General features: G+C 72.1%; 13 protein-coding genes. 6 read left to right on the top strand and 7 right to left on the bottom strand.

Features of this window, described 5'->3' with window-relative positions:
- The first annotated feature begins 22 nt into the window (after positions 1-22).
- Positions 23-475, top strand: coding sequence for a flavodoxin family protein (locus tag OG933_RS40625; protein ID WP_171395117.1), 453 nt, complete (start codon positions 23-25; stop codon positions 473-475).
- A 21-nt stretch (positions 476-496) separates the two neighbouring features.
- Here the strand turns inward: OG933_RS40625 and OG933_RS40630 are convergent, their stop codons facing one another.
- The 3 genes from OG933_RS40630 to OG933_RS40640 form a co-directional block, all read right to left on the bottom strand.
- A complete protein-coding gene (locus tag OG933_RS40630; protein ID WP_405632117.1) occupies positions 497-1054 on the bottom strand; it encodes a precorrin-3B C(17)-methyltransferase in 558 nt (185 codons plus the stop codon).
- A 75-nt stretch (positions 1055-1129) separates the two neighbouring features.
- Positions 1130-1597 carry a hypothetical protein gene (locus OG933_RS40635; RefSeq protein WP_314220616.1) on the bottom strand — a complete coding sequence of 156 codons (468 nt, stop codon included), beginning with the start codon at positions 1595-1597 and terminating at the stop codon, positions 1130-1132.
- Between the two features lie 142 nt (positions 1598-1739).
- Positions 1740-3683: a CASTOR/POLLUX-related putative ion channel gene (locus OG933_RS40640; RefSeq protein ID WP_405632119.1), complete on the bottom strand. Its 1944-nt coding sequence runs from the start codon at positions 3681-3683 to the stop codon at positions 1740-1742.
- Positions 3684-4121: 438 nt separating this feature from the next.
- On the opposite strand from OG933_RS40640, the gene OG933_RS40645 reads away from it, so the two are divergent.
- On the top strand, positions 4122-6392 hold the full coding sequence (locus tag OG933_RS40645) for a M4 family metallopeptidase (protein WP_405632122.1): 2271 nt from the start codon (positions 4122-4124) through the stop codon (positions 6390-6392).
- Between the two features lie 183 nt (positions 6393-6575).
- On the opposite strand, the gene OG933_RS40650 is transcribed toward OG933_RS40645, so the two are convergent.
- Positions 6576-7100 (bottom strand): hypothetical protein, encoded by a 525-nt coding sequence (locus OG933_RS40650; protein ID WP_362535247.1) that lies wholly within the window; start codon positions 7098-7100, stop codon positions 6576-6578.
- Between the two features lie 428 nt (positions 7101-7528).
- Between OG933_RS40650 and OG933_RS40655 the strand changes: the two genes are divergently transcribed.
- Positions 7529-8569, top strand: a complete 1041-nt coding sequence (locus tag OG933_RS40655; RefSeq protein ID WP_405632124.1) for a hypothetical protein — start codon at positions 7529-7531, stop codon at positions 8567-8569.
- A gap of 165 nt (positions 8570-8734) precedes the next feature.
- On the opposite strand, the gene OG933_RS40660 is transcribed toward OG933_RS40655, so the two are convergent.
- On the bottom strand, positions 8735-9643 hold the full coding sequence (locus tag OG933_RS40660; protein ID WP_362535288.1) for a helix-turn-helix domain-containing protein: 909 nt from the start codon (positions 9641-9643) through the stop codon (positions 8735-8737).
- Positions 9644-9773: 130 nt separating this feature from the next.
- On the opposite strand from OG933_RS40660, the gene OG933_RS40665 reads away from it, so the two are divergent.
- A complete protein-coding gene (locus tag OG933_RS40665) occupies positions 9774-10367 on the top strand; it encodes an MBL fold metallo-hydrolase (RefSeq protein ID WP_405632126.1) in 594 nt (197 codons plus the stop codon).
- A gap of 259 nt (positions 10368-10626) precedes the next feature.
- On the opposite strand, the gene OG933_RS40670 is transcribed toward OG933_RS40665, so the two are convergent.
- On the bottom strand, positions 10627-11076 hold the full coding sequence (locus OG933_RS40670; protein ID WP_362535238.1) for a spore-associated protein: 450 nt from the start codon (positions 11074-11076) through the stop codon (positions 10627-10629).
- Positions 11077-11316: 240 nt separating this feature from the next.
- A complete protein-coding gene (locus OG933_RS40675) occupies positions 11317-11997 on the bottom strand; it encodes a class I SAM-dependent methyltransferase (protein WP_405632129.1) in 681 nt (226 codons plus the stop codon).
- Between the two features lie 286 nt (positions 11998-12283).
- Between OG933_RS40675 and OG933_RS40680 the strand changes: the two genes are divergently transcribed.
- Positions 12284-13105 (top strand): endonuclease/exonuclease/phosphatase family protein, encoded by an 822-nt coding sequence (locus OG933_RS40680; protein WP_362535286.1) that lies wholly within the window; start codon positions 12284-12286, stop codon positions 13103-13105.
- Positions 13106-13467: 362 nt separating this feature from the next.
- The gene (locus tag OG933_RS40685; RefSeq protein WP_405632131.1) at positions 13468-14997 is read left to right on the top strand and encodes an alpha/beta hydrolase domain-containing protein; all 1530 of its coding nucleotides are present in this window, start codon (positions 13468-13470) and stop codon (positions 14995-14997) included.
- Positions 14998-15121: the final 124 nt, after the last annotated feature.

Here is a 15121-nt window from a genome sequence, read left to right on the forward strand (position 1 = left end):
GGAGCGGGCAGGGTTCCGTGCCGTGGCCACTTTGCTGATCGTCCATCACACCCCCTCGCCCAACTGCCAGGCGCTGTTCGAAGCGGTCGTCTCGGGCGCGACGGCACCGGAGATCGAGGGCGTCCGCGTCGAACGCCGGGCCGCCCTCGCCGCGACCGCCTCCGACGTCCTGGCCGCCGACGCCTACCTGCTGGGCACGCCGGCCAACCTCGGCTATATGTCCGGTGCGCTCAAGCACTTCTTCGACCAGGTGTACTACCCCTGCCTCGACACCACCCGCGGCCGGCCCTTCGGTTACTACGTGCACGGCGGCAACGACGTCACCGGCGCGGTGCGCGGCATCGAGACCATCACCACGGGCCTGGGCTGGCGACGCGCGGCCGAGCCGGTCACCGTCACCGGGGAACCCGACAAGGCGGACGTGGCGGCCTGCTGGGAACTGGGCGCGACGGTCGCGGCCGGCCTGATGGACTGACGGGCGCCGGGCCGCCGTGCGTCAATGCCCGCCCCGCCCGGGCAGACACGTCCCCTCGACCGTGCGCCCGACGACCTCCGCCGTCGCGTGACCGCTGCTGTCGACGGCCCCGTTGACGCACACCCGGCCCTCGCCGCCCCCTACGAGCATGTCGTGCAGGGGGACCAGGAAGTCGCCCTGCACCTCGATCTGCCGCGCCTCCAGGCCGAGCGCCTCGGCGGCGGCCGTCCGCAGCCCGTCCAGGGTGGTCCCCTTGGCCGCGAGTTCCTGGAGCGCGGCGGCCAGCGCCGTCGCCCGGGGTTGCGCTTCCTGCCGCTGCCCGGCGGTGATGGGCTGGGCCTCACGATAGGCGTGGTTCTCGGCGACCCGCTGGTCCCAGCCGTAGCTGATGCACGGAGACGGTGACGCCAGGGTGTCCTCGGGCGGCGGGCAGAAGCCCTTCGCCGAGGCGGAGGGCGAGGAAGCGGTCGAGCCGGCCGCCCGTGGGTCGCTCGACGGATCGGCGCATCCGGCGGTGAAGGCGAGCAGGGCGAGCAGAACCGGGGCGCCGAGCCGCCGCCGTGGCCGTATCCGTGTCATGCCTCGATCATGGCAGGTGGGTAGGACACACGGGCGTCGACACGAGACGTCGGGACGCAGGGGCGTGCGTCGGGCTCAGTTCCAGAGCGGGTACGTCACCACTCGCCCGAACTGCTCCGGCCTGTCCCCGAGGTAGGTGAGGGTGATCCGGCTGTAGTGCTGCACCTGCGGGTTCTTCTTCCACGGCTGCGGCCGGTCCAGCTTCACGACGACGGCGTACGGGTGGAAGGCGCCCGCCGCGCAGTACGGATCGCAGTCGTTGACGACGTTGACCCCGGTGGCCCGCGCCGAGTTCGAGCCCCAGCTGTCCCAGTGCAGCGAGACCAGACGGCTGTTGCCGTCGCCGCACGCGAGGATGAAGTCGCCGGGCCGCACCTTGGCGTGCCAGAGGCAGTCGACCAAAACGGGCGGCGTGGCCTGCCGCACCGCGGCCGCGCGCGCCGTGGGCGGCGACGCGGCCGGCACGGCCGAGGCCGAGCCGACGGCCGCCGTGAGGCCCAACGCCGCACAGAGCATGACCGCTGTTCTCGTCGTGTGTCGCATGTCCGCTCCCGCCCGACGAACCGGGAGCCGTCTGTGCCCGCGCCCGGATGAAGTTCTCTACCGACGCTACGACGGTGAGCGCAAGGGGACCACTCGAACGGCCCAGACCCGCGAGGCGTGGCGACGACCCGGGGTGGACGCGCTAGGAGGCGTCCACCCGCGCCGCCTGGCTCCCTTCCGCCCCACCGGCCTCACCGGCGCCGCCCTCGGCCGCGCCGTCCCGTACGACCACGACGATCTCGTCCGTGCGGCTCCAGACCCGTCTGCCGGCCTTGGCGGGATTGAGCCGGACCCCGTGGTCGGCGGGCGCGGCGGCGGTGTCGTGACAGCGGTAGCCGATCGCGCACTCGCTCCGGTCGCGCGCCGCCGCCACGACCGTGGCGAAGGAGGCGGGACGGTCCGCAAGCACATAGTGAGGTGCCGGGCGCAGCCGCAGCGCGCTGCCGCCGACGGCGAACAGTTCCTCGAACACCCCGGCCAGGTGCCCGTTCTGCGAGACCTGTGCCATGAGCAGCCCCGTCAGCTGTCCGCCGACGACCGCCTCGGAGCCCGGTCCGAGCGGGGCCAGGGCGCGGTTGCGTTCGTCGGCGAGCTCCGCGATCACCGGCACGGCGTGCCCGGTCTCCTGCGCCAGCGATCGCAGGATCAGCAGGACGACCAGCGTGCGGTGGTCCGGCCGGTCGGCGTCGTCGCCGGTGTCCGGCCCGAGCACGATGATCCGGTCGTAGGAGCCCGGGTCGAGACCACGCAGGGACGAGGGGTCGGTCGGATCGGCGGTCGCGCAGGTCACGGTGAGCCCGTCGACGAGCGAGGCTTCCCTGCGTGGTTCCGGCAGCGGCGGTGTCGGTGGCGTCTGCTCCGCCGGGTCGGTGACGACGTGCAGGACCGAGCCCGGCCGAGCGCAGCGGCGCAGCTGGTCGACCAGGTGGGGCGCCCGACGGTTCCAGCCCAGCAGCAGGAAACGCGACGGTTCGACCGGGCCGGCACCGTGCCCGGCCAGGGCCGAGGGCTCCACGAGGTCCCGGCCGTCCTCCCACCGCGCGCCGGCCTCGTCCGGCGCCACGACCACGAGGCGGTCTCCCGGCGCGACGACGGTCTCCGGCGGCGGGCTGAGCAGGGGAGTGCCGTCGGCCCGCACCAGCCCGGCCACCGCGGCCGTCGCGCAGTCGAGCAGGACGTCGCCGAAACGACGTCCCACGAGCTCGGGAGCGGCGGCGAGGTAGAACTCGTCGCCCGCGAAGTCGAGAAGTTCCCGCAGTACCGGCGTCAGGCCCGGGTGGAGCGCGGAGTGCGCGATCAGTCCGGCCGCCGTCCGGTCGGACTCCAGCACGATGCCCCGCGGACCCGCGGCCAGCCGGGCCGCGGTCCGGTACCGCTCGTCCCGTACGCAGGCGACGACGGGCGGGCCCGCGTGCTCGCCGAGGACGGCGCGCAGGGCCAGCAGGGTCCGTACCGTCTCGGCGTCCCCGGCGGCCTCCGTGCCGGGCAGCACGAGCACCGCGTGCGCCGACCCGGGACTGACCAGTCCGAGCGCGTCGGGGTCGGCCGTGGAGCCGCTGCGGCAGATCAGCCGCGTGGTCCCGGTGGGTCCGAGCACGGCCGCCAGCGCCTCCTCCATCTCCGTCTTGTCCCGGTCGGCGAGCACCACGACCGCGCTCCAGCGCTGGTCGGCGCGGGCCGCGACCAGCTCGCCGACCACCGTGAACACCTGTTCCGACCAGCCGAGCACCACCGAGTGGCCCGTCTCCACCACGGTGGAGCGGCCTCGGCGCAGTTCGGTGAGGCGGTCGGTGAGGCCGGTGGTGATCACGCCGATCAGGGTCGACACGTACAGCAGGGCCATCAGACCCAGCAGCACGGACAGCAGCATCCGCAGCGGGGCGCCGGTCACCGCGCCCAGCCGCAGGGTCTCCGCGCTCACCCGCCACACCGCGGTCAGCCGGCCCGACAGCGACCGGGGCGAGGACGGGTCCGTCCACACCAGCAGCGCACTTGCCGGGACGACGATGCCCAGACAGGTCACGGCCAGCCACCCGACCAGCCTGCCGGTGCTGCGGGCCAGTGTGTTGTCGAACCGGTAGCGCATCCGCTCCCGTAACGAAACCGGCTCTCGCCGCTGCCCTTCCACCGCGCCCCCTGTCTCCCGCCGACTCCCGTCGCCGCCTGAACTCGCAGGGTGCTGCCCGGAGTGCCGCGACACGCCGTGGGGATCCCCGTATTCACCCTTTCGGGAACGGGGGCCGCTCTCGCGGCTGAAAACGTGCGCCGAGCAGGGCGGATCCCCAGCAGGACATGGTCATTTCCAGCCGTTGTTTTGGCATTCCCATGACAAACCTGTGCACGCAGTGCCACGCTGCTGCCGAAGTTCACCATTCCTTCACACCCGCATCATGCGGGGCATCCCACTCACCCCCCACCTCCTTCCACCCGCCTGCCGTGCAGCGCTCCGGACCGGCCCCATCCCGCCGTTCCGCCCCACCTCGGCCCCCACCACCGGCCGACCGTCGCACAGAAGGAGAACCCGTTGCCCCGGCGACACCACCCCATCCTCCGGCGCAGACGCGCCACCGCCCTCGCGCTGACGACCATCGGGACCCTGCTCGCTCTGGGAGCCCCCGCCGGTACCGCCGGCGCGGCGCCCGCCGACCCCGGCCCCGCCAAGATCACCGCCACGCCTCGCGCCGGCGCGGCGGCGGCCACCCTGTCTCCGGCCCGCCGGGCCTCGCTGATCAAGAGCGCGCAGACCACGGCCGGCACCACGGCCCAGCGGCTCGCCCTCGGCGCGCAGGAGAAGCTCGTCGTCAGGGACGTCGTCCAGGACGCCGACGGCACCACGCACACCCGCTACGAGCGCACCTACGCCGGACTGCCCGTCCTCGGCGGTGACCTGGTCGTCCACCTCAAGAGCGGCCGGACCACCGTGTCCAGGGCGAGCGGAGCCACGCTCGCGCTGCCGTCCCTCAGCCCGAAGCTCTCCGCGACCAACGCCACCGGCAAGGCTCTCGCGGCCGCGAAGAGCGCCGACGTGACCGGCACCGCGACCGAGCGCGCGCCCCGTCTCGTCGTCTGGGCCGGCGCGGCCAAGCCCGTACTGGCCTGGGAGACGGTCGTCGAAGGCGTCCAGCAGGACGGCACGCCCAGCGAACTCCAGGTGGTCACCGACGCGGCCACGGGCAAGCAGATCCTCGCCGCCGAGAAGGTGCACACCGGCACCGGCACCGGCCAGTACGTCGGCACGGTTCCCGTCGGCAGCACACTGTCGGGATCGACGTACCAGCTCACCGACGGCGACCGCGCCGGGCACAAGACGTACGACCTGAACCAGGGCACCTCCGGAACCGGCACCCTCTTCACGGACGACAACGATGTCTGGGGCACCGGCCTGCCGTCCAACCGCCAGACCGCCGGTGTCGACGTGGCCTTCGGCGCCGCCGCCACCTGGGACTACTACAAGGACGTCTACGGCCGCAACGGCATCCGCAACGACGGCGTCGCCGCCTACAGCCGGGCCCACTACGGCAGCAACTACGTCAACGCCTTCTGGCAGGACAGCTGCTTCTGCATGACCTACGGCGACGGCTCGGGCAACACGCACCCGTTGACCTCGCTCGACGTGGCCGCCCACGAGATGAGTCACGGCGTCACCGCCGCCACCGCCAACCTGACCTACTCGGGCGAGTCCGGCGGTCTCAACGAGGCGACCTCCGACATCTTCGCCGCGGCCGTCGAGTTCCACTCGAACCTCGCCGCCGACCCCGGCGACTACCTCGTCGGCGAGAAGATCGACATCAACGGCAACGGCACCCCGCTGCGTTACATGGACAAGCCCTCCAAGGACGGCTCCTCCCGCGACAGTTGGAGCTCCACCCTGGGCAGCGTCGACGTCCACTACTCGTCGGGCCCCGCGAACCACTTCTTCTACCTGCTCTCCGAGGGCAGCGGCGCCAAGACCGTCAACGGCGTCGCCTACGACAGCCCGACCTACGACGGTCAGGCCGTCACCGGCATCGGCATCGAGAACGCCGCCGCCATCTGGTACCGGGCGCTGACGACGTACATGACCTCGTCCACCAACTACGCGGGCGCCCGCACCGCCACCCTCCAGGCGTCGGCCGACCTGTTCGGCGCGTACAGCCCCACCTACCTCGCCGTCGCCGACGCCTGGGCCGCCATCAACGTCGGCAGCCGCATAGCCCTCGGCGTCAACGTCGCCCCGATCGCCGACCAGACCAGCGGCGTCGGCCAGGCGGTCAGCCTTCAGGTGGACGCCTACACCACCAACACCGGTGCGGGCCTGACCTATGAGGCCACCGGCCTGCCGGACGGCCTGACCCTCGGCGCGAGCGGCCTGATCTCCGGGACGCCGACCGCTCTCGGCACCAGCGACGTCGCCCTCACGGTCACCGACAGCACGGGCGCGTCCGTCACGGACACCTTCACCTGGCGGATCGCGTACATCTACGCCACCGCCACCCGCGTCGACATCCCCGACAACGGCGCCGCGGTGGAGTCCCCGATCACCATCGCGGGCCGCGACGGCAACGCCTCTGCCACCACCTCGGTCTACGTCAACATCGTCCACACCTACCGCGGTGACCTGACCGTCGACCTCGTGGGCCCCGACGGCACCGTCTACTCGCTCCTCAACCGCACCGGCGGCTCCGCCGACAACGTCGACCAGACCTTCACCGTCGACGCCTCGGCCCAGCCGCTCACCGGCACCTGGAAGTTGAGGGTCCAGGACCGCGCGTCGATCGACGTGGGCTACATCCAGCGCTGGCAGCTCACGCCTTGAGCCGGTCGGTCCACACCCTGACCGGTCGGTCCACACCCTGAGTTCACTTTCCGACCGGTTCACTCTCCGACCGCAGACCGCTCGACACCGCCGCCCGGGTCTTCCTGGACCCGGGCGGCGGTGTCGTCCGTACGGGTCCGGGGAGCACGCCGGCCCGGCGCGGCATGCCACCCGGCGGAACGGTCAGGCGGTGCGGCAGAGCACCGCCGGATCGATGGGTGCCGCGGCGCGGACCACCGGCGCGTGCAGGGGATGCGCGGTGCGTCCGGTGGCCGCGGCCTGCGAGCGGTTGCGTGCGAAGACGACGAGTCGCAGCACCGCGAACCGTGCGGCACCGGCGAGTGCGGAGGCGGACAGGTAGACGGCCTGCTCGAGCACCGCGCCGGGTGCCGCCACCAGCTGCTGCAGGATGAGCATCGCCACGCAGGTCACCGCGTAGGCGGCTGCCGCGGACCCGGCCGACTGCGCATGCTGGCGCCAGGTCGCGCGCCCGCCGGTACCGAAGGTGAAGCGGGCGTGCAGCTCGGTGGCGAGGAGCGTGGAGGCCACGGTGATCAGGGCGTTGGCCAGGATCCAGGGAATCCAGGAGCCGAGGGCTGCCACGGCGAAGCTGGAAGCGACCCCTACTCCGCCGCCACAGAGTACGAAGCGGGCGAAGGAACTGATGGCGCCGGGTGATGCCTGCCGTAGGCCCTGTGCTGTCTCCATGATCCGCCCCCTGGAATCGCCCCTTCGCGAAACGCGCGCCTCTCGACTTGCGGGGCCGCCGGCTCGCTGTTTCTTGTTGTGGAAACGCTACGTTGCATTCACGTGGCGAGCAACGAATTAATCGCGCAGATTCTACATAATGCCAGTTCATGGCGATGAAATCGTTGCAATGGCTTCAGCGTTAATGCAACAAACATCTCGAGCTCGTTGCAATGAATCGGAAGTGAACGCTATGCCGGGCACGTTCACCCGATCCTGGATGTCCTCAGCGGCAAGGTGGCGCCGGGCCCTGGGCGGTGTCCTGCCGGCCGGGGAGGCCGGCGAAGTGTCCGGCGCTCGAAGCACGTCGGACCCGTGATGAAATCCGGTGGATCCTCCGCGGCGGGCGCGGCACAATCCCCGGGGAACCGGGGCGAGGGGGAGCTTGTTTGGACGTGTTCGTGTGTGCCGGGTGCGGCACGGAGCTGACCGCATCGGTGTCCCGGGTCGCTCTCCCCGTCCACACCCACCACGGGGGATGGGAGGAACTCCATCCGCCGCTGATGGAGCCCGCGACATACGCCGTCGATCCCCGGCCCACCGGACCGCCCTGGCGGTTGTGGGACGAGGTCGGAGAGGACGCGGCTGTCCTGCAGGGCGTGTACGCGCCCGTGTACTCCGTCTCCTTCGGCGCGCGGAACAGGATCGTCATAGCCCCCGGCGACTCCCGGTCCATGGCCCTGATCCCCGAGAAGTGCGAGGGCTACTGCCGGGGTGTGGACGGCCGGGCCGGCCCCAACCTGGCGTGCGAGGGGTGCGGGCGGGCCGTCGCGACCCGCATGGACGACTGCGGGTTGTGGCAGACGGTGTGGCTGGAACCCGATGCGGTGGTACGGCGCCCCTCGGGGCTCCCGGCCGCTGCGCCTCCCGACTGGGACGACCTGGAGCGCGTCGGGCATCGCGTCCCACCCGTCGAACCCGACGGGTCGTGGAGCCGCCGCTGGGAGGCGGCGGTCGGAGTCACGCTGGCCCACCTCGTCGCTGTCACCGAGAACCGCCCTGTGACGCTCCCCGCCGGCCCCGTCGCCGAGTTGCTCGGCCACGCCGTCGGCCGGTACCTCCCCGCCGGGCCCGATGCCCGTTCCGTGGAGCTGGCCGGCCCGGGGATCCCCATGCCCCGGCCCCGTCCCGACGTCCTGCTCGTCCCTCGCCACCCCCTCACCGGCGCGCCCTGGCGTCCGCCCGGCGACGACGGGGCCGTGGTGCCGCTGGACAGCGGGGTCTGGGCGTACCTGGCTCACCCGGGCGAGACCTCGCCGATGCCCGCGACCGGGGTGCTCCCGGAGGGCGTGCTGCGCGACGACTACCCCTTGCCGCCCGGCCCCTGGCACCCGCTGACTCCCCACCACAACGCCTTCGAGTACACCCTGGTCGGGCTGCCCGCCGTACGTGCTCCCCGGTTGCGCACGTATCGCGACGCGTACCACTAGAGCGTTTCATCCGGATCATGTGGCCGACCGGCGAGGGGATGGGCGCCAGCGCGAAGGCGGCGGCGTCCGGCGCGAAGCGCGCGTGGGCGGTCACCGGGGCCCCTGGCAGCGTCGCTCCGGGCTTCGTCCGAGCCCCGAGTCGGCCCGGCGGGCCCGCGTTGTCCGTTACGGCGTGTTGGTGAAGGAGCGGCGGTAGGAGCGGGGCGGCACTCCCCGGCGGCGCACGAACTGTTCGCGCAGGACGGCCGCGCTTCCGTATCCGACGCGGCGGGCGATCTCCTCGACCGGCAGGTCCGTGGTCTCCAGGAACTCCTCGGCGCGGCTGAGCCGCAGGCTCCGCAGCCAGGCGTGAGGGGTGGTGCCGGTCGCGGCGGTGAAGCGGCGGGCGAAGGAGCGTTTGCTCATCACGGCACGCCGGGCCAGTTCCGCGACGGGAAGCGGCTGGTGGAGGTTCTCGCGGGCCCACGCGAGCACCTCGCCGAGACGCTCGTCGCGGCAGTCTTCGGGGACGGGGGCGGCCAGGTACTGCGCCTGCCCGCCGTCGCGATGGGAGGGCAGCACCACGTCCCGGGCAACGGCGTTGGCCATGGCGGCTCCGTACTCCCGCCTCAGCAGGTGCAGACAGAGATCGAAGCCCGCGGCGGCTCCCGCGCCGGTGATGACGGGTCCTTCGTCGATGTAGAGGGCGTCGGATTCGACGGTGACGTTCGGGTGGCGACGGGCGAGCAACTCGGCGAACCGCCAGTGGGTGGTGGCCCGTCGGCCGTCGAGCAGTCCGGCGGCGGCGAGCGCGAAGGCGCCGACGCAGTGGGCCGCGACCAGTGCGCCGCGCTCGTGCGCGGCCGACAGCGCATCGAGCACGGCCGGTGCGGGCGGTGTGCGGAAGCCGGCCCAAGGCAGGGCGATCACCAGATCGGCGGCGGCGAGCTTGTCCAGGCCGTGCGTGAGGGTGAGCGGCACGCCGACGTCGGTGGGGACCGGCCCGGGCCGGTCCGTGCACAGGGCGAGGTCGAAGCCGGGCAGCGTCGCCCCGTGCGGACCGAAGACCTCGGTGACGATGCCGACGGCGAGCATGCCGACTCCGGGCGGGGCGTACGCGGCGACGGTCGTGAAACGAGGCACCCGGTCAGTGTGGCACTAATCCTGCGATCACCGGCAACTGTGCCACTCGTGAACGACCGTCCTGCCCGGAAGGATTGAGGCCATGACAGACGCACCGCTCGGCCGCAGCGCCGTGTACACGATCCTGACCACCGGATACGTCGGCTCCACCGGCCCCGGAGTCGCCGCCACCGTCTCCTACATCTCCGACGGCGACCGGCATGTGATCTTCGACCCGGGCATGGTGGCGCATCGCGACCGCATCCTCGCTCCGCTCGAGGAGTTGGGGCTCGGCCCCGACGACATCACCGACGTGGTGCTCAGCCATCACCACCCCGACAACACGATGAACGTGGGCCTGTTCGGACGGGCCCGGGTACACGACCACAAGGTGGAGTACCTCGGCGATCAGTGGAGAAACCGGGACGCCGAGGGCTACGAACTCACCCCGTCGCTGCGGCTGATCCGCACCCCGGGCCACAGCGCCGAGGACATCACGCTGCTGGCGGGCACGGAGTCGGGCGTGGTCGCCTTCGCCGGTGACCTGTGGTGGCACGCGGAGGGCCCGGCGGACGACCCGGTGGCCCCCGACCGTGACGTGCTGCGCGCCTCCCGGCTCCGGGTGCTGACCGCCGCGGACCTGATCGTGCCCGGCCACGGCGGCCCGTTCGAGGCCGACGACAACGCGCCACGTTAGCCGCGCCGTCCGGGTGCGTGCCGCGGAATTGCTGGGGGCCGTGGCTGAGCGTCGTCGACAGCCCTGGCGGAGCCGGGTGGATCCGCCAGGGCTGGCCGGACGGTTACGGCCTACTGCCTGTCCTGCACCACGCCGCCACGGCGCCCTCAGGCCGGCCCCGGCGCTGGCGGGCCCGACGGTCGGCGGTCGTTCCGGCCGTCAGTCGCAACGCGGGGACCTTTGGCCCACCTGGTGTGGCGGGCGGTCGGACCGGGGTGGATCACCGGGTGTACGTGGTCCGCTGTTCCTTGAGGGAGGCGCAGTTGGAGCCGATCACCTGTACGTAGGTGTTGGCGATGCCGCCGCCCCAGTCGACGCAGTGGCCCTTGCCGATGACGTAGGAGGGTCCTGCGTACGAGGTGTAGGACCCGTAGTCGTCGTCACCTTCGTTGGTGTCGGGGACGTAGATCCAGGCGGACATGTCCACGCGGGTGCCGGGGTTGTTGCGGATGGTGACGACACAGTTGTTGCCGTTGGTGGCGTTGTAGGCGAGGTAGACGGTGCCCAGCGAGCCGACGGCAGCGGAGTTCACGGTCTTGTAGCCGCTTCCGCAGACTTTCTGCGGGGTGGTGTTGGGTGCGGCGGAGGCGGGTGCCGCCAGGGCGGTGGTGGCCCCCACCGACAGGGCGGCCAGCGCGGCGGCGCCCAGTATGGAGTGAGTGAAGCGCATATTTCCCCCTTGAGTGCTTAGGAGTTGGTTGCTCCTGTCTTATGTGACGGGCAGGGACTTCGGATGGTTGTGCCGGAGTTACCGGTGTTTTCAGACATAACTGGCGGCGTGGTTGGCCGAGTTGGGACGCAACCGTAGGCGCGTGAGGGCTGCGCGACCTCACTTCTCCTTCGTGCTTCGAGCCGCTACGTCGGAGTGGGGCCGTCACCGCGGACCTGCGTGACTCCGTCGGCGGGGCCCTCAGCGCAGTCGGCGCGCCCGGAGCACCAAGTCGTCGGTGTGGTGCGCGCCGGCGCCGCCGTCAGGCGCCACCCGTGGCCGCTGCTCGTCCACCTCCACCTCCCAGTCGTCGTTGAGCAGAGCGGCGACCATCGAAGGCCAGACGTAGTCGGCCGGGTCGAAGCCGCTCTCGTGCGCCGACTGGGCGTCCATGCCCGCGTGGTGTACGAGCAGCAGCACGCCGCCGGGCGCGACCGCCGCGAGCAGCGCTCGCTCGGCTGCGGCGTCGGGGGTGCGCAGCAGGGCCGGGTACTGCGCGGAGACGAGGTCGAAGGAGGCCGGCGGGAGTGCCGCCTCCGTCAGCGCGGCGTGTACCCAGCGAACGCTGAGGCCGGCGTCCCGCGCGTGCCCGGCGGCCCGCTCCAGCGCCACGCCCGAGACCTCGAGCGCGGTCACGTCCCAGCCGGCGCGCGCGAGCCAGACGGCGTCCGCGCCCTCCCCGCAGCCGACGTCGAGCACCCGCCCGGGTGCGAGCCCGGCGACCTCGGCCACGAGCGCGCCGTTGGGCCGGCCGCTCCACAGCTGTTGCCGGTCGGCGTATCGGTTGTCCCACTCCGCCCGCACCGCGGGGTCTCCTACGTATCCGTCGGCGGGCAAGGGGGCGTCGGGCGCGGGCGGTCCTGCTGAGATGTTGTCGGTCACGGGCCCACCGTCGCCCATCGTCCCCCGGTCACGCCACTGCTGTTGCCGGTCCGGCAAAACGGCGTCCGAGCTGGTGCCCGCGGGGCGCTGGAGCGGGCGAGTTCGCCTGGTGGGGCCGGCTCACGTGTGACCTCCCGCCCGTCCAGGTCTTTCAGCGGCGGGGAGAGCGCAGGGAGATCCGCCGTGCCGTATGTGTCGCTGACAGCCTCGTCCCATAACCTCGTACGTGGGGACGTCCGATGCCGTGGACTTCCACTGTGAGGAGGCGATCGTGCCCGGTAGGGGAATGCGTCTGCTGACAGGTGCCTTGATCGTGGCCTGCCTGGCGCTCGTGGGCCACAGCGCGCGGGGTGGTGCCCCCTCCGCCGGGTCACTGCCCGTCGAAGCCGTCAGGGACGTCGTACCGAACCGGGTCATGACGTGGAACCTCTGCAACCCCTGCGAGGAGAGCAACGTCGACCGGGCGGCGGAGATTGCCACGTACGCACCCCAGGTCATCGGCCTGCAAGAGGCGTGCGTGCGTGACGTCGAGGGGATCCGGGACGAACTGGAGAGACGCCACGGGCTGGTCTACCACGTCGCGTACGGGACGGTTCTTCGCAATTGGGGGCGTTGCGGGGGAGTGCCGTGGAATCCGGGGGCCTACGGCCAGGCGCTTCTCTCGGCGGCACCGATGACCGACCTCGTCAACGTGGAATATCCCGACGGCGGATCCGAGGACCGTGGGTACATGGCGGTCACCACCACTGTGGGCGGCCAGCGTCTGCGGGTCTTCAACACACACCTCGCCGAACGACGCCAAGAAGCGGTCCGAGCGGACCAGACCGGCGTGCTCGCCGCTGAAGTCGCCCGGCACAAGCGCGCGATCGTTCTCGGCGACTTCAACGCCGTACCGGACGCCCCCGAACTCGCCGCGATCTGGGAACTGGCCGTGGATGCGGACGCCCAGTGCCGTCCCTCGCCGACCGGCGACTGCAAGACGACCACCGACTGGCAGAGCAAGTTCGACTACATCTTCCTGCGAGGCATCGCCCCGCTCAAGCAGGGTGTGCACCCGACCTCGTACTCGGACCACGATCTGGTGCACGCCGACCTGGATGCAACATAAGTAAGCATTGCGGGGCCGGCTCGACCGGTGTTCCCGAGAGCCGGCGACCCGCCTCGCCCGGCCCGGGCCGCCGTGGTGCTCAGCGCCATCACCACCCGACTCAGGGCTGACGTGCAATGTTCTGCGCTGTGCTGAGTGGGTCAGGAACCCGGCGAGGCAGAGGCCGCGCGGTCTGAGCAGCCGGCCTCCGCCGCACCGATCGCAGCAGTCTCCGAGACCCTGTGCGACACCGCCGGCGCCAGAACCACCGTGGCAGGGGTCGTCGTTGCGCGACACCGGTGAATTCGCCGTTGGCCGCCAGGCGCGGGGGGACGAGAGTGCGTCGACCTGACCATTCGACACGGAATTCACGGAGGCAACCCGTGCGTACGTCCTTCCGGTTACCCCGGCGGTGGGCCACCGCCACCGCCCTCGGAGCGGTGCTCGTCACCACGCTCCTCGGCACGTCACCCGCCCAGGCCGGCCCTGCCCGGGCCGAGGCCGCGAACCCCACCGTCAGCGTCCCGCCGGCCGGCAGCCACGGCTTCCCCTTCCTGGCGGCGGCGGAGGACCTCGGCTCGTTCGGTTACACCGAGAGCGAGTACTTCATCGCGGGCACGGCGACCTCGTACGCCAAGTCGGGGCTGTGGGGCTCCGACGGCCGCTGGAACGTACGTGCGTCCGGCGGCGCCGCGTACAAGAGCCGCCTTCTCGTCCGCCGGCCCGTCGACGCGGCGAAGTTCAACGGCACCGTCGTCGTGGAGTGGCTCAACGTCAGTGGGCAGCTCGAACTCTCCCCGGACTACTGGTTCGAGCGGGACGAGCTGCTGCGCGAGGGATACGCCTGGGTCGGCGTCTCGGCTCAGTCGGTCGGCATCAACGGCGGTCTCGGCGAGATCAAGGGGCTGAAGGGCTGGGATCCGGCCCGGTACGGCAGCCTGGTCCACCCCGGTGACGCCTTCGCCTACGACATCTTCAGCCAGGCGGGACAGGCGCTGCGCACCCCCGACGGGCCCGATCCGCTGGGCGGCCTCACGATCAGGACGCTGCTCGCCGACGGTGAGTCGCAGTCGGCCGGTCTCATGACGACGTACGCCAACGCCGTCCAGCCCGTCTCCGGCGTCTACGACGGCTTCATGGTGCACAGCAACAGCGCCCTCGCCGCACCCATCAGCGGCGACCTGGGCGACATCCTGCTGATGCCGTACCCGTCGCGGATCCGTACCGACCTGTCCGTACCGACGTTCGTCGTGCTCACGGAGACCGATGTGCCGGGGGCGTCCGCGGCGCGGCAGCCCGACACCGACCGCCTCGTGCACTGGGAGGTGGCCGGCACCGCGCACGGCGACCAGTGGGCCTACGACCTCGGCCGGCCGACGGTGATCAGGTCCGCGGGTACGGCCGCACCACAGCCCGACTGCGCCGCCGGATCGGCCCCGTACAACGACGGCCCCGGCCACTACGCGATGAACGCGGCGCTGCACCACCTGGCCGGCTGGGCGCAGGGCGGCCCCCGGCCCGCGAGCGGGGCACAGCTCGACGCAGACCTGCGCGACCCCGCGACGGGCCTGGCCGTCGGCGGCATCCGGCTCCCCGACGTGGCGGTGCCCACGCGTACGCTCACCGGCGCCCGGGACACCGGCGGCAGCGGAGTCTTCTGCGGTCTCTACGGCGCCCGGGACCCGTGGAACGGCGACACCGATCCGTGGGACCGGCACGACGCGGCCGACCCGTCCGACCCGGCTTTCCCGCCCCGGCCGGAACCGGTGCTCAGCCGGTTGTACCCGACGCACGAGGAGTACGTGAGCAAGGTGCGGACGGCCGCGCAGGCCTCCGCGACCGCCGGGTACCTTCTGCCGGAGGACGCGACGACGGTCGTCACCGCCGCCCAGGAGTCGGACATCGGCGGCTGACACTCCATCAACTGCCGTCTGCCGCAGTACTCTCCTCGGCGACCGCCGCGCGCGGCAGGCCATGACACAGCGCCGAGCCGATCGGGCCGCCGTCGCCTCGTCCCGGAGGCGGCTGTGCGGGCGG

The organism is Streptomyces sp. NBC_00016 (assembly GCF_045040885.1).
Lineage (GTDB): Bacteria > Actinomycetota > Actinomycetes > Streptomycetales > Streptomycetaceae > Streptomyces > Streptomyces coriariae.

Excerpts from the sequence above, each read along its gene's own strand:
- OG933_RS40660 (WP_362535288.1), bottom strand. The coding sequence starts at position 9,643 with ATGCTCGCCGTCGGCATCGTCACCGAGGTCTTCGGTCCGCACGGGGCG.
- OG933_RS40630 (WP_405632117.1), bottom strand. The coding sequence starts at position 1,054 with ATGACACGGATACGGCCACGGCGGCGGCTCGGCGCCCCGGTTCTGCTC.
- OG933_RS40680 (WP_362535286.1), top strand. The coding sequence starts at position 12,284 with ATGCGTCTGCTGACAGGTGCCTTGATCGTGGCCTGCCTGGCGCTCGTG.
- OG933_RS40670 (WP_362535238.1), bottom strand. The coding sequence starts at position 11,076 with ATGCGCTTCACTCACTCCATACTGGGCGCCGCCGCGCTGGCCGCCCTG.
- OG933_RS40640 (WP_405632119.1), bottom strand. The coding sequence starts at position 3,683 with ATGCGCTACCGGTTCGACAACACACTGGCCCGCAGCACCGGCAGGCTG.
- OG933_RS40665 (WP_405632126.1), top strand. The coding sequence starts at position 9,774 with ATGACAGACGCACCGCTCGGCCGCAGCGCCGTGTACACGATCCTGACC.
- OG933_RS40650 (WP_362535247.1), bottom strand. The coding sequence starts at position 7,100 with ATGGAGACAGCACAGGGCCTACGGCAGGCATCACCCGGCGCCATCAGT.
- OG933_RS40635 (WP_314220616.1), bottom strand. The coding sequence starts at position 1,597 with ATGCGACACACGACGAGAACAGCGGTCATGCTCTGTGCGGCGTTGGGC.